Annotated in this window: 23 protein-coding genes; all 23 read right to left on the reverse strand. The window is 63.7% G+C overall.

Translation table 11 applies throughout. The features are described from left to right. Nucleotides 1–109 precede the first annotated feature (109 nt). The 23 genes from KEC16_RS16430 to nifN all read right to left on the reverse strand — a co-directional run bounded on the left by KEC16_RS16430 (nt 110) and on the right by nifN (nt 18,608). On the reverse strand, nt 110–1,447 hold the full coding sequence (locus KEC16_RS16430; protein ID WP_211550922.1) for a sigma-54-dependent transcriptional regulator: 1,338 nt from the start codon (nt 1,445–1,447) through the stop codon (nt 110–112). Continuing rightward, nucleotides 1,444–3,123 carry a sensor histidine kinase gene (locus tag KEC16_RS16435; protein ID WP_211550923.1) on the reverse strand — a complete coding sequence of 560 codons (1,680 nt, stop codon included), beginning with the start codon at nt 3,121–3,123 and terminating at the stop codon, nt 1,444–1,446. The genes KEC16_RS16430 and KEC16_RS16435 overlap by 4 nt, the downstream gene beginning before the upstream one ends. 28 nt (nt 3,124–3,151) lie before the next feature. Beyond that, entirely contained in the window at nt 3,152–4,408 is a 1,257-nt protein-coding gene (locus KEC16_RS16440; protein WP_211550929.1) for a dicarboxylate/amino acid:cation symporter, read from the reverse strand. Beyond that, nucleotides 4,405–5,268, reverse strand: a complete 864-nt coding sequence (locus tag KEC16_RS16445; RefSeq protein ID WP_211550931.1) for an ABC transporter substrate-binding protein — start codon at nt 5,266–5,268, stop codon at nt 4,405–4,407. Before KEC16_RS16445 ends, KEC16_RS16440 begins: the two co-directional genes overlap by 4 nt. A gap of 78 nt (nt 5,269–5,346) precedes the next feature. After that, nucleotides 5,347–6,084: an HAD-IA family hydrolase gene (locus tag KEC16_RS16450; protein WP_346344116.1), complete on the reverse strand. Its 738-nt coding sequence runs from the start codon at nt 6,082–6,084 to the stop codon at nt 5,347–5,349. A gap of 27 nt (nt 6,085–6,111) precedes the next feature. Next, on the reverse strand, nt 6,112–6,537 hold the full coding sequence (locus KEC16_RS16455) for a cupin domain-containing protein (RefSeq protein WP_211550932.1): 426 nt from the start codon (nt 6,535–6,537) through the stop codon (nt 6,112–6,114). A gap of 49 nt (nt 6,538–6,586) precedes the next feature. Further along, a complete protein-coding gene (locus tag KEC16_RS16460) occupies nt 6,587–8,686 on the reverse strand; it encodes a heavy metal translocating P-type ATPase (RefSeq protein ID WP_211550934.1) in 2,100 nt (699 codons plus the stop codon). Beyond that, nucleotides 8,683–9,015 carry a YtxH domain-containing protein gene (locus KEC16_RS16465; RefSeq protein ID WP_211550935.1) on the reverse strand — a complete coding sequence of 111 codons (333 nt, stop codon included), beginning with the start codon at nt 9,013–9,015 and terminating at the stop codon, nt 8,683–8,685. Before KEC16_RS16465 ends, KEC16_RS16460 begins: the two co-directional genes overlap by 4 nt. Beyond that, nucleotides 9,008–9,334 carry a hypothetical protein gene (locus KEC16_RS16470; RefSeq protein WP_211550937.1) on the reverse strand — a complete coding sequence of 109 codons (327 nt, stop codon included), beginning with the start codon at nt 9,332–9,334 and terminating at the stop codon, nt 9,008–9,010. Before KEC16_RS16470 ends, KEC16_RS16465 begins: the two co-directional genes overlap by 8 nt. Further along, a complete protein-coding gene (locus KEC16_RS16475; protein ID WP_211550939.1) occupies nt 9,331–9,699 on the reverse strand; it encodes a hypothetical protein in 369 nt (122 codons plus the stop codon). Before KEC16_RS16475 ends, KEC16_RS16470 begins: the two co-directional genes overlap by 4 nt. Nucleotides 9,700–9,717: 18 nt before the next feature. Further along, complete coding sequence (locus KEC16_RS16480; RefSeq protein WP_211550941.1) at nt 9,718–10,047, reverse strand: cation transporter; 330 nt, start codon at nt 10,045–10,047, stop codon at nt 9,718–9,720. A gap of 13 nt (nt 10,048–10,060) precedes the next feature. Further along, nucleotides 10,061–10,510: a hypothetical protein gene (locus KEC16_RS16485; protein WP_211550943.1), complete on the reverse strand. Its 450-nt coding sequence runs from the start codon at nt 10,508–10,510 to the stop codon at nt 10,061–10,063. Then, nucleotides 10,498–10,725, reverse strand: coding sequence for a FeoC-like transcriptional regulator (locus tag KEC16_RS16490; protein WP_211550944.1), 228 nt, complete (start codon nt 10,723–10,725; stop codon nt 10,498–10,500). Before KEC16_RS16490 ends, KEC16_RS16485 begins: the two co-directional genes overlap by 13 nt. 12 nt (nt 10,726–10,737) lie before the next feature. Then, nucleotides 10,738–13,095 (reverse strand): Fe(2+) transporter permease subunit FeoB, encoded by a 2,358-nt coding sequence (feoB, locus tag KEC16_RS16495; protein WP_211550946.1) that lies wholly within the window; start codon nt 13,093–13,095, stop codon nt 10,738–10,740. 2 nt (nt 13,096–13,097) lie between these two features. Then, entirely contained in the window at nt 13,098–13,334 is a 237-nt protein-coding gene (locus tag KEC16_RS16500) for a FeoA family protein (RefSeq protein WP_211550948.1), read from the reverse strand. Between the two features lie 131 nt (nt 13,335–13,465). Then, a complete protein-coding gene (gene nifV / locus KEC16_RS16505; RefSeq protein ID WP_211550950.1) occupies nt 13,466–14,623 on the reverse strand; it encodes a homocitrate synthase in 1,158 nt (385 codons plus the stop codon). Nucleotides 14,624–14,628: 5 nt separating this feature from the next. Then, nucleotides 14,629–14,940: a HesB/IscA family protein gene (locus tag KEC16_RS16510; protein ID WP_211550952.1), complete on the reverse strand. Its 312-nt coding sequence runs from the start codon at nt 14,938–14,940 to the stop codon at nt 14,629–14,631. A 164-nt stretch (nt 14,941–15,104) separates the two neighbouring features. Then, the gene (locus tag KEC16_RS20025) at nt 15,105–15,233 is read right to left on the reverse strand and encodes a hypothetical protein (protein WP_283091935.1); all 129 of its coding nucleotides are present in this window, start codon (nt 15,231–15,233) and stop codon (nt 15,105–15,107) included. 79 nt (nt 15,234–15,312) lie between these two features. After that, nucleotides 15,313–15,918: a nitrogen fixation protein NifQ gene (locus KEC16_RS16515; RefSeq protein ID WP_211550954.1), complete on the reverse strand. Its 606-nt coding sequence runs from the start codon at nt 15,916–15,918 to the stop codon at nt 15,313–15,315. 1 nt (nt 15,919) lies between these two features. Next, nucleotides 15,920–16,207 carry a ferredoxin III, nif-specific gene (gene fdxB, locus KEC16_RS16520; RefSeq protein WP_211550956.1) on the reverse strand — a complete coding sequence of 96 codons (288 nt, stop codon included), beginning with the start codon at nt 16,205–16,207 and terminating at the stop codon, nt 15,920–15,922. 98 nt (nt 16,208–16,305) lie between these two features. Beyond that, on the reverse strand, nt 16,306–16,752 hold the full coding sequence (locus KEC16_RS16525) for a NifX-associated nitrogen fixation protein (RefSeq protein WP_211550958.1): 447 nt from the start codon (nt 16,750–16,752) through the stop codon (nt 16,306–16,308). A 4-nt stretch (nt 16,753–16,756) separates the two neighbouring features. Next, entirely contained in the window at nt 16,757–17,173 is a 417-nt protein-coding gene (nifX, locus tag KEC16_RS16530) for a nitrogen fixation protein NifX (protein WP_211550960.1), read from the reverse strand. A 34-nt stretch (nt 17,174–17,207) separates the two neighbouring features. Then, nucleotides 17,208–18,608 carry a nitrogenase iron-molybdenum cofactor biosynthesis protein NifN gene (nifN, locus tag KEC16_RS16535; protein WP_211550962.1) on the reverse strand — a complete coding sequence of 467 codons (1,401 nt, stop codon included), beginning with the start codon at nt 18,606–18,608 and terminating at the stop codon, nt 17,208–17,210. Between the last annotated feature and the right edge of the window lies 1 nt (nt 18,609).

Below are 18,609 nucleotides of genomic sequence, written 5' to 3' on the forward strand. Positions count from 1 at the left end.
ATCGCCATTTTCCTGGAAAATCCGCGGAAAGTGGCGTTTTCACAATTGGAAAAGAGATGATCGCGAGCGGTTTCCGCGCATCATGCGCGGGGGCTTGAGCGGTTTCCGCTCAGTCCATGCCCAGGCGTTGCAGTCGCCGTTTCAGGGCATGGCGGGAAATTCCCAGAACCTCGGCCGCCCGGCCCTTTTGTCCGCCGGCTTCGCGCAAGGCGTCTTCCAGCAAAATCCGTTCGGCATCGGCCAAGACGGCGGTGATGACCGCCGGCGCGGGAAAGCTGGTGGCGCTCATGTCGGCGGGTAAATCGGCGGGGTGGATGGTTTGACCGGGCCGCAAGATGGTCAGCCGTTCCACCAGATTTTTCAATTCGCGGACGTTGCCGGGCCAGGGATAAGCGCGCAACACCCGTTCGGTCTCGGCGGCGAAGCGGATTTGGCTGACATTTTCCTCGCGGCAGAAGCGTTCGGCGAAGCTTTGCGCCAGCACTAAAATATCATCGCCGCGTGCCCGCAACGGCGGCAGCGGAATATGGATCACGTTCAGGCGATAGAACAAATCCTCGCGGAACCGGCCGCGGCGGACTTCATCTTGCAGATCGCGGTTGGTGGCGGCGACCACCCGCACATCGGCCTTTTGCGTCCGCCCCGATCCCAGGGCGCGGTAATCGCCGTTTTCGAGGAAATGCAGCAGCTTGGCCTGTAACAGCAGCGGCAATTCGCCCACTTCGTCCAAGAATAAGGTGCCGCTATCGGCCAGGCTGACCAGACCGACCCGCTTTTGGTGGGCGCCGGTAAAGGCGCCTTTTTCCACCCCGAACAATTCCGCCTCGATCAGTTGTTCGGGCAGCGAGGCGCAGTTGATTTCGATGAACGGGCCGTTGGCGCGGGGGCTAAGGCTATGGATGGCGCGGGCCACCAGGGCCTTGCCGGTTCCCGATTCGCCCAGCAGCAGCACGCGGGCGGAATTCGAGGCGGCGATCAGGCGGATGGTGTCGGAAAGCGCCTGCATGGCCGGGCTGGACCCGATCAGGGTACCGGCGCTTTGCACCGCGCCCTGGCGATGAAAGGCGATTTCGCTGGTCAGTCGTTCGCGTTCCAGCACCGAGGTGATGACGTGGAACAAATCATCCAGCTCGAACGGCTTGGTCAGATAATCGGCGGCCCCCAGCTTCACCGCGCGGACGGCGGCGCGGGTGTCGCCGTGGGCGGAAATCATGATCACCGGCAAATCGGGATTGCTTTGGTGCAGGCGTTCCAGCACCTCCATGCCCGACATATCCGGCAAATGCAGATCCAGCAGCACGATTGCCGGCTCGGTGCGGGCGATCAGGGCCAGGCCTTCGGTTCCGCTGTGGGCGGCATGGGCGATGTAGCCCTCGCCCTTGAGGGCAAAGCTGAGCGAACGCACCAGCGCCGCTTCGTCGTCGATGATCAGCACCGATGCGCTCATGCGCGTTCTCCCGCTAGCGGCAGGCGGACCTGGACCCTGGTCCCGTGGCCGGCCCGGCTGTGAATATCCAAGGCGCCGCCGTTCAGCTCGATCAATTGCCGGGAAATGGCCAGCCCCAAACCGGTGCCTTGCGGCTTGGTGGTGAAGAACGGCGCGGTTACGCGCGGCAGAATATGGGCGGGAATGCCGCCGCCCTGGTCCTCGACCTGCAACAAGGCGTGGGCGGAGCCGTCGGCGTCGGCGGTCACCGTCACCCGGCTGCCCGATGGCGCCGCCTGCACGGCGTTGATGACCAGATTGAGCATGACCTGAATGATCTGGTCGCGGTCGGTCTGGATGACCAGCCGGCTGTCGCCTTGGATAGACAATGTCACCTGGCGTTCCGCCGCCAGCGGCGTCATCAGCCGCAGCAGGCGGTTCAGCAGATCATCCATGGGCAAGGCGATGGTCTGCGGCGGATGCGGGCGGCCAAAGGCCAAAACGTCATCCATCACCCGTGCCAGCCGGTCGATTTCCGCCCCCACGTCTTCTAAAAGGTCCAGCCGCTCGTGATCTTTTTCGCCACGGGCCAAAGCCTGGACGCTGGTCTTGATGGTGGCCAGGGGGTTGCGGATTTCGTGGGCGACGCCGGTGGCGAATTCGCCCAGCACCGCCAATCGTTCCACCCGCAACATCCGGTCCATGGTGTCTTGCAGGCGGGTGGCCATGACGTTGAAGGCTTTGGCGACGTTGCCGATCTCGTCATCGCCTTCGACGGCGATACGGTAATCCAGGCGTCCAGCGGCGACCGCCTCGGCCCCGTGGGTCAAGGGCTCGACCCGATGGCGCAGGCGGCTGGCCAGACGGGCGAACAGCACCACGATCACCGTGGCGGCGACGATGGCGGCCAGATACAGGCCCTGGCGGGCGGCGACGAAGGGACTGAGGAGCTGGTCCGGGTCGATGACCAGCAAAGGTTGCCAGCCGGGCAGGAATTCCGGCCCAGCGACGATTTGGCGGCCGGGAATCACCGCCAGTCCCAAGGCGTCGAAATAGCCTGCCGGCGTCTTCAAGATCGGCTGAACGATCCCGGCCAGCGACGATCCGCCCAGCAATTCGGTCACCGAGGCCAGACGCACATGCAAGGCGATGGTGCCGGCGCTTTGGCCGTTATGCTGGTTGCGCAGGGTTTGACGGACCAGGAACCAGCCGGATTGGCCGTCTTGGGGCGGGGCGGGGCCGATGATTTCAAGGTCGCCGGCCTTGGTGACCGGCATGTCGCGCACGGAAAACGGCTGATCGGACCAGTAGGGCGGCCCCGACGCCGCTTGTCCGGCCACCACCCGAACCAAGCCGCCATCGGCGGCGAAAAACAAGATGCCGTACAAATCGGGCATGTCGGCCTCGATGCGCAGCAAGGTGCTGGCTTCGCCGCCAGGGTCGATGCCGGCGGCGGCAAAGGCGGGGATGGTCGGGTAGTTGGACAGGGTTTCGATCTGATAGATGCGACCGTCGAAAAATGATCCCAGCTTGCTGCCCACCGCCGACAATTGCGCGGTCAGGCGTTCGCCGGTGATTTGCTCCAGCAGGGCGCTGGCATAGCGATCGTACAGGGCGCCGACGATGACCATGGGCACGACCGAGCCAAGCAGGGAAATCAGAAAATATTTGCGGACAATGCTGCTGCCCAGACGCATGACAAATCCTAATCGGTCACCATTTCCCCTAAGCGGCGGGGGTGGCGATCAAACCCGTTCGCTTGCCGCCCAAGATGGCGGCGGCGGCGATATTGCCATAAACGTTGAGCAGGGTCAGCGGCGGGTCAAGCACCGGCTCTAGCGCGATCAGCAAGACGATGGCCACTTCCACCGGTACGCCGAAGGGCGAAAGCAGCACCGCCAGCAAGGTCATCGAGGCGATGCCGGGGGCGCCGGTCATGGCGCAGGCGACCAAAATGCCGCCAACCATCACCAGCAAGGCGGCGTCGATGCCGATGGGCAAGCCGTAAAGCTGAAGGACGAAAACCGAACTGATCACCACATGCAGCACGTTGCCCAATGGATACAGGCTGACCCCTAACGGCAGCACCATCTGCGCCGCTTGGCGGCCCAACCCCAATTTCAGTTCAACCGCCCGCAATGCCGTCGGCAGGCTGGCGATGCTGGAAGCGGTGCCAAAGGCGGTGAATAACGGTTCGCGCACCTTGGCCAGCACGGTCAGCGGCCGGATGCCGGTGCGGGCTGAAATCACCAGGGTGAGGACCATGATCATTCCGATCACCAGGGCGTAGATGGTGGCGATCAGCCGGCCCAGGGCAATGAACATGTCGCTGCCGCCTTGGGCGGCGTGATTGGCCATCAGCGCCAGCAGACCAAAGGGCAAGCCAACCTGAATCCAGCCCATGACCTTGACCAGGGCGTTGTAAAAGGCATCCAGCACGCCGATGGCTTGGCCGCCTTGTTCGTTGCCCAGCTTGCCCAGCCCCAGCCCCAGCAGCAGCGAGAACAGCAACAGGGCCAAGGTGTGGCCTTCGGCGGCGGCGCGGACAATGTTGGTGGGCACGATCATTTGCACCAGCAGCCAAAGGCTGGGTTGCGGCCCTCCGGCTGATTGCGCTTCCTGGCGCAGCATTTCCTGGGCCAGGAAGACCTTTTGATTGATGGCCAAGCCGATTCCAGGCTCGACGACGACGGCGACGGTCAAGGACAGCAGCGCGGTCAGAGCCATGCCCGCAATGAACAACAGGGCCAGACGCGGTAAGGCGTTGGCGCTGTCGCTGATCAGCAGCCGGGCAATGCTGGTGGAAATGGCGGTGACGATGATCGGCAGAACACACATCTGCATCAGCGACAGATAAAGTTCGCCAAACGGAGCCAGGGCGGCGCCGGCGGCGGGAACCAGGATGCCAAGGACGGCGCCGGCGCTCAGACCGCCAAGGACGGCCCAGGGGCTGGTCAGCCAGCGCAGGAGGACCGGGTTCATTGTTGGGCGCCCTTGAGATGACGGTTAAGAATGCGGTCAAGCGTGCCGTCATCCTTGCGATCGGCGATATAGGTATCCAGCCAGGCCAGCCACGACAGGTCGTCGCGGTGGGTCGCCATGGCGATGGGGTCGCTGGCGCCGGGTAAGGGCAAGGTTTTCACGTACAGGCCCCAATCCTCGGGCACGTTATAGCGCGGGGCGCCGGGGATGGGGTAATTGACTGCGGTGGCGAAGCCTTCATCGACCATCACCGCGTGCAGCTGGCCGGCCATGAGCGCCACCAAGGCATCGTCATTGCTGGCAAAGCGGCGGATCTGCACCTGGGGAAAGCGTTCGGTGGCGAAATCGGCATAGGAACTGCCTTCTTCGACCCCGATCTGGACTTGGGGGGAATTCAAGGCTTCGATTTTTTCACCACCGCGAAAGAACGGCGCGGTCTTGGTGCGGCTGGCCATCAGCACTTGCCGCAATCGCACATAAGGCTGGGTAAAGCGAACCAGGGCCGCCCGGCGCAGGGTGCGGCTAAGATAGCTGATGACGACGTCGGCGCGGCGTTCGGCGACGAGTTGCGGCAGCTGATCGAAACTGTCGGCGATGCGGGCATAGCTTAACCTGACCCCCAGGCGTTGGGCGATATCGGTGGCCAGTTCGACGTCGATGCCGCTTGGTTTGCCCTGGTCATCCATATAAAAGAACGGCGGCATGTCGGTTTTGTAAGCGGCCACCACCAGGGTGCCGCGGGCGATGATGCGGGCGATGTCGGGGGCGATATCGGCACCGTGATCGGCGGCTTGGGCCGTCATCGGCAAGATGACGCTTAGCCAGGCTGTGACGATGGTTGTCCGTATCCTCGCGATCATTCCCATACCCAAGGCTGATTTCCGCGTCACCATACCTGAGTTTGCGGGTGAACCAAACCAAAGTCGGGAATATGGCGCTCAGCCGACCAGCATGGCCAACGAGACGCCGCCGAAATCGGGCCAGACCGCCTTGGCCCCGGCCGGGTTGTCGCCTTGGGTGAAGGCGCTGGGGCTCATCACCACCGGGATGCCGGCGGCCTGGGCGGCGCGGACGCCGTTGCTGGAATCCTCGATGGCCAGACAAAGCGGCGCCGCCAAGCCCAGCCGGGACAGCACCAGCGCATAGACCAGGGGGGCGGGCTTTTTCACCGGCGCATCGTCGCTGCACGCCATGGTTTCGAACCAAGCGGGGTTTAAGCCGGTGCCGGCCATCAGCGCCATCACGTTGGCGCGGGTGGTGGTGGTGGCGATGGCCAGGCGCAGTCCGGCGGCGCGGGCCTCGGCGATCAGCCGGGCGATGCCGGGGCGCAAGGCGACGGCGCCGCTTGCAACCCACTGGGTGTAGATCTCGGTCTTGCGCCGATGCATGCCGGCGATAAGTTCGTCCAACGCGTCGGCGGGCACTGCGTGGGGGTGACGGTGCCAAAAGGCGCGCATGCGCTCCTTGCCGCCCGAAACTTTCAGCAGCGCGCCATAGAGCGGCGGGTCCCACTGCCATTTCAATCCGAATTCGGCAAAGGTTTGGTTGAAGGCGCGGCGATGGCAATCCTCGGTTTCGGCCAAGGTGCCATCGACGTCGAAGATCAGGGCTTGGGTGAGGATCTGGGCCTGGGTCATCATCACGCCAGTGTAAGACCGGCGGCGCCACGTCACCACACCCGCGCCGGGTGGGGCGGGGCCGCCCTATTTCATGGGAATGACGTTGTTGCTGCCCTCTGCCCCCATATAGACGGCCAGGATTTCCACCGGCTCGGTCCCTGGATTGGTGCCGCGATGGGTGGTCATCATCGCCTCGACGAAGGAATCGCCGGGCTTATAGGTCTTCATGCCCTTGTCGCCGTAATCGACGACGGCGGTGCCCTTCAAGATATAGGCGAACATGGGCACGCCATGACGGTGGAACACGGTTTCGGCGCCGGGCGCGATGGTGACGATATCGGCCTTGACCTCGGCCGGGCCGGTGGTCGGATAGACGATGGTCTCGCCGATGATGGTCTTGGTGGTCTTGAGCAGCGGCTTGGTCGGATAGGCGTCGGCGGCCAGCGCCGGCATGGCCAGCGCGCCCCCCAGCAAAAGCGTCAACGTCGCGGTCTTGAACGGCTTCAACATTGCTACGATTCCCTTGCGAACCTACAGGTGGGGGCAGAATGCCTGAAAATCACCCGCGGGGGGAGGGGGCATTGGGCATGAGCCGGCGCAACGCGTTCAACAAGATGCCGATGGTGGTGCCGTTATGCAGGACCGCCGTGGTGATCGGCGACAGCAGGCCCAGGGCGGCCATGCCCAAGATGCCGGTATTGAGGCCGACGGTCAGGCGGTAATTGCTGGCGATGCGGGCCATGGCGGCATTGGCCAGATCCTTGGCGTCGGCCACGCGCTCGATGCTGTCTTCCAACAACGCGATATCGGCGGTCAGTCGGGCGATGTCGGCGCCCTTTTGCATGGCGATGCCGACATGGGCGCCGGCCAAGGCGGGGGCGTCGTTGATGCCGTCGCCGACAAAGGCGATGCGGGCGCCGGATTGGTTCAGCTCGGCGATGATGCGGGCCTTGTCCTCGGGCATCAGTTCGGCGTGGAAATCGTCCAACCCCAGTTCGGCCGCCAGATCGGCGGCGCGATCGCGGTGGTCGCCGGTCAACAGCAAGATGCGCTTGACCCCGGCGTGGCGCAGTCGGGCAATGGTCCGGGCGCTGGTGGCGCGGATGGAATCCTTCAAGGCCAGGATGCCGAGCAATCTGCCGCCATAGCCGATGAACAGCAAGGTCTTGCCTTCATGGTACAGACGGTCGATCACCGGCTGCTGCGGACTGATGTCGATGCCTTCATCCTCTTGGACGAAATGGCGCGAGCCGACGACGACACGCTGACCGTCGATGACGCTGGCGACGCCATGGGCGACGATGAACTGAACTTCCTGATGATCGAAATGGTGGTTGTGGGTGGCCTTGGCGGCATTGACCACGGCCAGGGCCAGCGGATGGAAGTAATGTTCTTCGACCGAGGCGGCCAGACAGATCAGATCCTCGGCCGTATAGGCGGCGTCGAAAGCGATGGAATCGGTGACTTCCAGCATGCCGGTGGTCAGCGTGCCGGTCTTGTCGAAAATAAAGGTATCGGCTTGGGCCAGACGTTCCAGAGCGGTGGCGCCCTTGACCAAGATGCCGGCCTTGCCGGCGTCGAACATGGCCGATTTGAAGGCCACCGGGGTGGCCAGCTTCAAGGCGCAGGAATAATCAGCCTGCAAGACCGAGGCGGCGTTGCGCCAGTTGCCGGTCACCAGGGCAGAGGCGCCGGCCAGTTTCAGGACGCTGGGCACCAATTGGTCGGCCAGTTTGGCCGCTTCGATCTGGGCCTCGCTTTTCGCCGTCAGCGATTGTTCGACATAATCGGCGATGCGGGCGGCGGCGGTGCGGCTGCCGACCTGTTCGGCGTAGACGCTCAGCCTTCCTTCTTCCATCAGCGTCCCCGACAGCACGCTGGCGCCGCGCCCCTTGACGACGCCGACGCTTTCACCGGTCATCGCCGCTTCGTTGACGGTGGCTTCGCCGGCAAGGACGGTGCCGTCGACCGGAATGACGGTGCCGGCGCCGACGACGACGGTATCGCCGACCATGACGTCGGCGGCGGGGATTTGCACTTCGACGCCGTCCTTCAACACCCAAACCAGATCGCTGGTTGGACGCAGCAGATGCTTAAGTAAATCGTCGGAGCGCCGGGCGATGGAATTCTCCATGTATTCGCCCAAGGCCAGCATGAAGGTGGTGGTGTTGGCGGCGGTGAAATCGGAACGAGCCAGCGAGATGGACACCGCCATGGCTTCCAGCACATGGCTGGTGATGCCGTTCTCGGCGTAATCGGTGGCGGCATGACGCAGCAGGGGCAGGGCGGCGTTCAGGCTGACCGGCAGGCGCAGGGGCAGGGGCAGCAGGCCGGTCCCCAGCAACACGGTCAGCGCGGCGGCGACCGCCGCCTTGCCGTCATCGCCCTTGCCGGGTTTGGCGGTTGCCGCCGCCAGTTCCAGGCCGGCCAGGGTTCGGGCAATGGCCTCGGCATCGGTCGCGGCCGGATCGAACACCACCACCAGCGAGCCGGCGCGCTCGTTGGCGCGGGCGGAAGTGACGCCGTCCAGCCCGGCGGCGACGGCTTCAAGCGCCGCCGAATCCGCCGCCGCCGCCGGGTGGCGGCGATAGCGCAGACGAACCCGACCGGGCAGGCGGTGGGCGATTTCGACAGAGCGCAGCCAGGGCTCGGCGTTCATATCTGGCCGTTCTGCTCGGCCTGAACCTCCGCCTGCAAATCGGCCATCTGTTCCTGCATTTCGGCCATGCCGCCCATCAGGCCGCCATAGGCCTTGATGCCGGCCTTGAACAGCTTGCCGCGCAATTCGGCGTCCGACAAAACGTAAGCGGCCGCGCCGCCAAGCAGCAGGCCAAGCAGGAATTGTTCCGATCGCCCGGCCGGCAAAAGACGACCCAGGCCGCCCAGCATGCCTTGATTCCGGCCTTGCCCCAGATGCAGGGCCATCATCTGTTCAAGGTCGCGGCGCTTAAGGCCCTTTGCCTTTTTCTGTTTGTTCTTCTTAGCCAATTTCAGTCTCCGGGGCTGGCGGGATGGGATCGGGATTGAGCAGGATTTCCGCCGCGGCGATTCCGGCGGCGCCGCCGGCCAGGGCGATCAGGGCGCTGGCGTAATCACGCCGCCGCAAGCTCTCGGCGGTGGCGATGCCGGCGGCCAGGGCGGCCCCGCCTTGCAAGGCCATTCGCAGGACCTTTTTTCCGGGCGGCTTGCCGTGGCTCCAACGGTCCTGAACGGCGGTCAGCAAGGCGGTCGCGACCAGGCCACGGGTGAAATTGCCGGCCAGTTCGACGGGCGCCAAGGCGACGCCCTTGCCTTTTTTCAGCTTCACGAATCGGACTCGGGCTTGGCATCGACGGCCGCCATGGCCGTCGGGGCCGCGGCCTTTTTCTTGGTCGCGGGCTGGCGGCGCGGCGTGGCCTTGGCCTTGGCCACGGTGGCGGGCTGTTCCGCCATGGGTTCCGCCGCGGCCTGTTCTTCCGGGGCCAGTTTGGCGCGCAGGGTGGCGGTGGATTTCTCGATGGCTGACAAGCTGGTGACGGTGGCGTCGCGCAGACCGGCCTGGGCTTTGTCCAGACCCGTGCGGGCCTTGTCGCCCAAATTGCCCAAACTGTCGGGAGCCTTGACTCTTTTCAGCAATTTGACGCCGACGATACCGGCCACCAGACCAGAGGCAAAGGTAAGCAGAGGCAGCATGATGCTCTCCTTTCGAGATCAGGCCTTGGCGGCACTCACCAAGGTTTGCAGCAATATTTCGGTGCCCGGCACCGATGTTCCAGACAAAAATCCAGCCCAGGCCGCTGACGGGATGATGGCGGGGTCGTATTCGATGGTGCAGGACTTGGCCAGCGGGTTAAGAGCGATGGTGCGGATGCCGGCCGTGGCGGCCAGGGCGGCGCTGAATCTTTTGGCGTCCTCGGCCAGGTTTTTCAGGTCGCCGCTGATCGGGCCGTCGAGCTTTAGGCGGACCCGGCCGGGAATGTGATGGGCGATGACCAGGGCACGGGCAAAGCGCAGCAGGGGGAAATCGGTATCCACGGACACGATGGTTCAGGCCTTATTTAAGTGTGCGGCGCCAATGCACCGCCATGTGAGTCAGCATCATCGCCACGAACACCGCCCCGGCCTGGGCATGCAGTTTCTTGCTGGTGCCTAAGGCCAGCAAAGATACCGCCATGCTGGCCATGGCGCCGATTTTGGCGACGCGGTTGATTTCCCATTTGGCTTTGCGCGGCGCGGTCAGGGCGATGCGCTGGGCCACGTGCGGAACCGGCCGGGCAATGGCGGGCAGCACGGCCGCGACTTCGGCGCGGATGCGGGCTTGCATGGTCCCGTCATCGGGATCGAAGCGCAACAGCATCGACCCCAAGGCGGGATTGCCCTCGACTTGGGCCAGCGCTTGCAGCCGTGCCGTCAGCGCGTCGTGGCGGCTTTTGTCGCGCAGCAGCGGGTGGCGCAGGCGGATGCGGCCGGGCAAGACCGAGGCGAAGACATTCACGCTGTCCATTCAAAGACTTCCGATGGCGGTTCCTTGCAGGCGCAGCCCGATCCGGCCTTGCCGCAGCCGCCTTGGATATCAAGCTTGCGCAGCCGTCCCTTGGCGATCCATTGCTCGACCATGGGGCGGACGGCGCTGGCGGCGGTATCGAAATGAATGCTGATTTCGGTCAGCGAGGCCCGCTTGCGCTCAACCATGAAGCTTTTTAGCTCGGACAGAGTCATGGCTTTGTTCCTTTATTCCGCCGGCACCGCCGCAAGGCGGCGGGCCTGGGCGCGGCCGACGATCCACATGGTCGCCACCGCCAGCACCAGCACGGTGGCGCAGATGGACAGCCACAGGGTCGAGGTGGTCGGATCCAGGGCGAAACGGGCTGTCTGATAAACGGTGACCGAGGCCATGTAGCCCAAGATGGTGGTCCAGCCGGTGGCAAACGCCGTCCAGCCCAGGCTGGTTTCGTGGCGAATGGCGCCCAGTGCCGCGACGCAAGGGGTGTAGAGCAGGATCAGCACCATATAGGCCAAGGCGCCGGCGACACCGTCGAAGCGGGTGACCATGGCGCCAAAGACGCCGCCTTCCACTTTCAGTTCCTCGGCCGCGGTTCCGGCATCGGTCACGTAGCTGACATCCAGTCCCAGCGGGTCGGCCAATTTGTCGACCACACCGGCCAGATTGACGGGAATGGTGGCGGCGGCGGCCAGCAGCTTGGCGCCCAAGGTCTCCGGCGCCGCTTCTTCCTCGGCGGCCTCGGCGGTTTCGCCTGCGGCCGGGGAGGTGTCGGCGGCATCTTCCGCCGCGGCTTGGCTGTACAGCGTGTTCAAGGTGCCGACCACCGCTTCCTTGGCGAAGATGCCGGTGAACAGGCCGACGGCCGCCGGCCAGTTTTCCTCGCTCAGGCCCATGGGCTTGAAGAGGGGGATAATGCTTTGGCTGGCCGCCGACAGCACCGAATCACGGCTGTTTTCCTTGCCGAAGCTGCCATCGGTGCCAAGCGCGTTAAAGAACGACAGCAACATGACGATGGGGACGATGACTTGGCCGGCACGGAAGATGAATTCGCGCAAACGCTGCCAAGCCTGCATCACCACGATGCGCAGGGTCGGCAGGTGATAGGGCGGCAATTCCATGACGAAATGCGACACGTCGCCCTGCAACAGGGTGTTCTTGAGGATCAGACCGGTCAGGACGGCAAAGGCCAGGCCGACCAGATACAGACCGAACACCACGTTTTGGCCGTTGACCGGGAAAAAGGCGGCGGCGAACAGGGCGAACACCGGCAGGCGCGCTCCGCACGACATGAACGGCGCCATCAGCGACGTCAAAATGCGGTCGCGGCGATTTTCCAAGGTGCGGGTGGCCATGATGGCGGGGACGTTGCAGCCGAAACCGACGATCAGCGGCACGAAGGATTTGCCGGGCAGGCCGATGGCGCGCATGGCCCGATCCATGACGAAGGCGGCCCGCGCCATATAACCGGAATCTTCCAGGAACGACAGGAACAGGAACAGGCAGGCGATGATCGGGATGAAGGTGGAGACGGTCTGGATGCCCGAGCCGAAGCCCTTGGCCACCACCACCAAGCCTTCCGGCAGACCCAGCCCGGTCAGCGCTTCGCCCAATCCATCGACCATGATGGCCCCCATGGCCTGGTCGAAGAAGTCGATAAAGGCGCCGCCGATATTGATGGTGAACAAGAACATCAGATACATGGCCAGCAGGAATACCGGAATACCGAGAAAGCGGTTCAGAACCACCTTGTCGATGCGCCGGGTCAGCTTCAGCGACACCTTGCGGGGCTGGTGGAAACAGGCGGCCATGGCCTCGGCGACGAAACGATAGCGGCCGTCGGCGATAATGATGTCGGGTTCGTCGCCACATTGGTCTTCGACCAGGGCGCGATGTTCGGCCAATTGGCTTTCCAGCTTGCCGGCGGCCAGGGTTTCCACGAAGGCGTCGCCTTCCAGCAGGCGCAGGGCGGCCCAGCGGGAATCGACGTGGCGTGAACCGGCGGCCGTGGCCAAGGTCGGGGCAAGGGCGTCGATGGCGGCGGTGACGGCGGCGGCGTGGTCGGGATGAGCCGAGGGAACGCGGGCGGCGACGGCGGCGGCGGCGATGGCCTGCTTCAGTCCGTCGATGCCGGTCGAGCGGCTGGCCACCAGGGGCACCACCGGGCAATCCAACACCTTGGCCAAGGCGTCGCAATCAATCTCGATGCCGCTTTTCTTGGCCAGATCCATCATGTTGAGGGCGACGACCATCGGCACCCGCATTTCCAGCAACTGGCAGGTCAGGTACAGGTTCCGTTCCAGGTTGAAGGCGTCGATGATGTTGACCACCACCTGTGGCTCGCCCGACAAAATATAGTCGCGCGCCACCCGTTCATCCTGGGAACCGGCGCTATAGCCGCCGATCATGTAAATGCCGGGCAGATCGACCAGATCATAGGTTTCGCCGCCATGGCGGAATTGGCCGACTTTCTTTTCGACGGTGACGCCGGGCCAGTTGCCGACCTTTTGCGTCGATCCGGTCAGGCTATTGAACAAAGTGGTCTTGCCGCAATTGGGGTTGCCCACCACCGCGATAACATGAGCCATGGTCAAACCCTCTCGATTTCCAAAATGTCGGCTTCGGTTTTGCGCAGCGTCAGGGTGAAGTTGCGCACCGAGATTTCGATGGGGTCGCCAAAGGGGGCGACGCGGGTGATGGAAAACACCACCCCAGGGGTCACGCCCATGGCCAGCAAGCGCTGACGATAGCCACGATCACCCTTGGCGAAACGGACGACGCGGGCGGTGTCGCCCGGCTTCAGATCCTGTACGCGGTTGTTGGACATTCGGCGCGCCCTGTTCCTTGAGAATGAAGGTGATAACCAATCGCGATTTCGGATACTAATCCACAAGAAAGATGCGGTCAAATCATTGACGTTGGTCAATCGTGCATGACTGACCGGCGCGGCGTGCCGGATCAGTTCAGCGGCACAGAGGATTGGTGGTGGAAATAGCGCAATTCGTCGATGGTCGGCGGCCGTTTGGTTTCACCGGCATGGCGGCGCACCAGTTCCAGAATTTCCCGGCCCTGGAGCGAGGTGACCTCGACGCCGATCTCGGCAAAGGCGTGCAAGATGGCGGTCAGGCCGGAATGCTTGCCCAGCACGACTTGGTGATTGCGGCCCAATTCGCGCGGGTCCAGCGCTTCATAGGTGCGGCGGTCCCGCAACAGACCGCTGACGTGGATGCCCGATTCGTGAGTGAAAATGGCATCGCCGACAATGCTTTTATTGACGGGCACCGGGCGGCCCGAGGCTTCGGCCACCAGATGCGATACCGCCGCCAGATCGGTTTTCACCACCCCGGTGGACAGGGCGTACAGATGCTCGGCCGCCACCACCACTTCTTCCAACGGGGCGTTGCCGGCGCGTTCGCCCAGGCCGTTGACGGTGGTGCTGACGTGACGGGCGCCACCTTTGATCGCGGCCAGGGAATTGGCGGTGGCCAAGCCCAGGTCGTCATGGGCGTGGATTTCCAGTTCCAGATCGCAGGCGGCGCGCAGGCGGACGAAGATATCGTGGGTGGCGAAGGGGTCCATGATCCCCAGCGTGTCGGCGAAGCGGAAGCGTTGGGCGCCGGCTTTCTGACAGGCTTCGACCACCCGCAGCAGGAAGTCGGGATCGGCGCGGGACGAATCCTCGCCGCCGATCAACACCTCGAAGCCCATGTGGTGGGCCTTGGCCACCATCCCCCCGATATGGGCCAAAGCCCACGCGCGGTCCTTGCCCAGCTTGGCCGACAGTTGCAGATCCGAGACCGGAATGGACAGATTGACGGTGCCGATCCGACATTGGCGGGCGGCGGCCAGATCGTCGTCATGCATGCGGCACCAGCCGATCAGGCGGGATTTCAGCCCCAAGGCGGCAACGGCGTTGATGCTGGCGATTTCCTCGGCCCCCATGGCCGGGATGCCAACCTCGATCTCCGGCACTCCGGCCAGATCCAGGGCTTGGGCGATGGCCAGTTTTTCATCCAGACGAAAGGCCACCCCGGCAGTCTGTTCGCCATCGCGCAAGGTGGTGTCGTTAATGGTCAGGGCGGGAATGGTCAGGGCGGGGGGGACGGGCGCCGCCATGGTTTTCAACCGCACTTGCCCGAGCAGGAACACTTTCCGGCGGCGGCGGGGTTGTCGAACTGAAAACCGGCGCCTTCTTCACCTTCGACGTAATCGACGCTGACACCGGTCAGCCACATGGCCGAAGGCGGGTCGATGAACACTTTCAGTTCGTCGAAGGTCAGGACTTCGTCGCCTTGGTCGGGCTTTTCTTCCAGCGACATGCCGTATTGGATGCCCGAGCAGCCGCTGTTGTTGACGGTGATGCGCAAGCCCAGCGCATCTTCGGTGCAAATGGATTTCAGCACGGACACGGCACGGTCGGTCAGGGTCAGCATGGCGGGTCTCCTTGCAGGAAACAATGGATCTGACCTGATCGGTGCAAGGGCGGTGCCAGATGGGGAAATGGCGGAAACGCTGGTGGCGCGGATTTAGGCAATGTCGCGATTGTCGGGCTTTGTCGGGATGCCGACAAAAGGGGCAGCGGCCTGCGGGCGACAGATTATTTCCGGCAGGTTTTGGTCAGCGCGATACAGCTGTTTCCGCAAGGTTTGCCTTTATTGCAGGTCTTGGCCTCGGCCCCGCCGGCAAACAGGGTGACGGCGATGAGGATGGCGATGGCGTATTTCATGATCACCCCGGCAACGGAACCGCGGCAAGCATAGCGCGACGAAGGCGATTTGCAATGTTAAGTTGTTGGTGTGTGGGGATCAGACCGCGGCGCGGGCGATCTGGGCCAGCAGGCTGGGGCCATCCTCGCGGCTGAAGCAGATGGAGAAGTCGGGACAGGAATCGCACACCGGGCTTTTGCAGATGGACATGCCTTCTTGCTGGCACAGCTCGCGGTAAAAGAACTTCTTCCATTTCATGTCGCGGGCATTGGCTTGGGCCAAGGGGGCGAAATAGTCGCGCATCAGCCGCGACAGGTCGGTGCGGTCGATAAAGCCCAAATCCTGCCACAGGTGGTTGGATTCAAGCGAGCGGCGGGCGACGATGTGGGCCAGCCATACCGCTTGCGGTCCATCCTGGCTGGCATTGGCCCGCAACAGGGTGCGCAAATCGGGTTCCTCCAGGCTGACGGGCTGGTCGCCTTGGCCGTCGAAGGAGAAGCGGTCGGCCAGGAAGGCGGCGGCATGGGGAAAATAACAGAGCAACAAGCTGGTGACGTCGTTGGCCGACAGGCCCAAGGCGACATCCAGCTTGCGGCCGGATTCGCCATGGGCCAGGGCCAGGGGGCAGGCCAGGACATGGCGACAAAAGTCGCTGTCCCGGGTGCCCCCGGCCATCAGCAGGCGATAAAGTTCGCCGGCCAGCATGTCAGGCCGCCGCCGAATGCTTTTGCGCGTTGGTGCCGCACACGGTTTCGCACGACGAGCAGCCGATGCAGGCGCCGGATTTGTCGATGACCATGACCTTGCGTTCCACTTCGACGTCATCGTCGAAGGGGTCGCAGAACGCGCCCTCGTCATCGATACCCATCAGCTTCAACACGCCCTGGGTGCACACCTTGTAGCAACGGCCGCAACCGATGCACAATTCGGTGTCGATGCTGTCGAGATACTTGGGCTCCCACGGGGTGCCGTCGCGGGTGGAGAAGATAGCCATTTTCATGCTCCTTGGGGTGGCTTGTCGCAAAATTCGTTAAATCTGAACCATGGTGGCGCGCGGACCCGGCGGAGAAGAGGCTCGCCGCCGGGTTTTGCCTAGGCCTCGGCCACGTCGGGGAATTTCTCGATGCTGGCGACGCCTTCATCGGCCAGCTTGCCGGCCTTCTCGATCAAGACGGCCAGATCTTCAAAACCGAAGCGGTGCAGTTCGCGCACATGCGAATTGACCGCCACCAGCCGACCACAGATCAGCAAGGCCTTGCCCCAACCTTCATGATGAATGTTCATCAAGGGGGCCACCGGCTTGCCGGTGCGGCGTTCCACTTCCCAGGCGACGGCGGCATAGAACTGGCCGACGCGCATCAGGATATCGGGATCAGGATCGTCGAACATGGGCAGGTCGCGCTTTTGCGCCTTGGTGACGATGAAGGGGGCGATCAGGTCTTCGTCCAGTTCGGTGTCATAGGCGCCAGAACGGTCCTCGGCCCGGATCAGCCGCAGCAATCCCTGGATGATCGGATGTTTGATGTTCTCGGTATCCATGGATTTAATCCTCGTCATCAATGAAACGTTCGTCGCCGCCTTCATTTTCCTTCAGCGCCCGGCGCAGCCACGGCGGCGGATTGGTCTTGAGCATGGTGCGCACCCGCTCGATGACCTGGGCGATGGGTTCGTCGTTGGGCAGCTTGATCGGGTGGACCTTGGCGCGGACCACCCGCGCCGCCGCCGGCCCGCCGATGGCGCGGACGAACAGCAGCGACGATCCGCCGAGCGCGTCGATCTTGGCGGCCAGACGGTCTTCGCCATCGTCGTGCTGACCGTCTTCCTGGGTCACCGTGCCAAACTGCACCGCTTCGACAAAAGCGTGACTGTCGGGGCCGACGTCATAGAACAAAAAGGTCTTGGCGCTGGCGAAATGGGCATCGACGTTGGTCTTGTCGTGGGTGGCAAAGGCAATGCGCATGTGGGCTCCTTTCACAGGGGCTGGGGCGGTGTCGTCAACCAATCGCAGGCGCCGCAACATGGTCGTGCTCCGTCGTTTGGTGGCCCTGGGGGTAATGGCCCTGAGGGTGGTGGATTGGGCCGTGGTCGTGGCCAGGATGTTCGATCAAGACATTGGCAAGCTGGAAAATCAGATCGCGGGTGCCGCGATAGCCGACAGTGACCCGGTGCGCCCCGCCCAAGCGGTCGTAAACCGGGAAGCCGGCGCGGAAATGCGGGATCCCCAGGGCTTGGCAGGATTGGCGGGCATTGGTGTTGGAAATCACCAAATCGGCGCCGCCGGCTTCCAGGATCTGGTCTTCCATGTCTTGGAAATCGCCGATAATCACCTGCTGGCAGGGCAATTGAGAGAGATGGGCGGCATGGACCGACGTGATTGCGGCGACCAGCTCGCCACCCATGTCATTGATCAGCTTGCCCCAGGTCCATAGAAAATCCGGCTCGCCGGCAATGGTGAATTTGCGGCCGCCGAAATAAAAGTGGCCGTCAAGCATGGCATCGATCAGTTGCGAGCGGGCCCGGCGGATCTTGGCCGGCACCGGCTTGCCGGCGGCGGTGGACAGGCAGACCATCAGGCGGTCGGTGGCTTCCAACCCGGTCAGGCGGTCGAACACCACATAGGGGACGCCGGTCTTGTCGTGCAGGGTCTCGGCCGAGATGCGCATGTGCTCGCCGATGGCGATGGTCAGCTTGGCGCGGCCCAGGTTCTTGGCCTGCTCGACCGTGGCGCCGCCCAAGGTGGTGGGGATGAAATGGTCGGGAACGTGACCATCGACCGAGCCGGACAGATCGGGCAGCACATTGGCTTTCAGGCCGAATTCCTCGACCAGTTCGACCAGATGCTCGATATCGCCGGGGGTCAGGTGGACGCCGGGCAAGATGTTGACGCGGTTGCATTCCTGGGCGCGGGCCGAAGCCGGCTCGGCCAGGGCATCGATGATGGCGGCGACCGCCTTGCCCCACCCGGTTTCCAGAGAGCCGGCGAAGTCGGGGGCCGAAACCGGGATAACCTTGACGTCGGCCAGTTCCGGGTTGCGGGCCAAGATCAGCTTGAGGTCGCCCTTCATGTCCTCGCCTCGCGTCTCGGTCAGCGCGGTGGAAATCAGGCCGATGATCTTGGGCTTGGTCCGCTTGGCGATATTCAGCAACGCCGCTTCCACCTGATCCATGCCGCCCAGGATGGTCGAAACCTCGTTCATGGCGGTGGTTTGCAGCGGAATGGCTTCGCGGAAGTGGCGCACCAGCATGACCAGGGCAAAGGCGGTGCAGCCCTGGCTGCCGTGCAGCAGCGGCATGGTGCCGTCCATGCCCATGAACGCCATGGAGGCGCCCAAGGGGGCGGACAGTTTAAGCGGATTACTGGTCACGGAATGACCGTGGCTGACGATCAGGGCCATG

The sequence above is a fragment of the Magnetospirillum sulfuroxidans genome (assembly GCF_018224925.1).
GTDB classification, from domain to species: Bacteria; Pseudomonadota; Alphaproteobacteria; order Rhodospirillales; family Magnetospirillaceae; genus Magnetospirillum; species Magnetospirillum sulfuroxidans.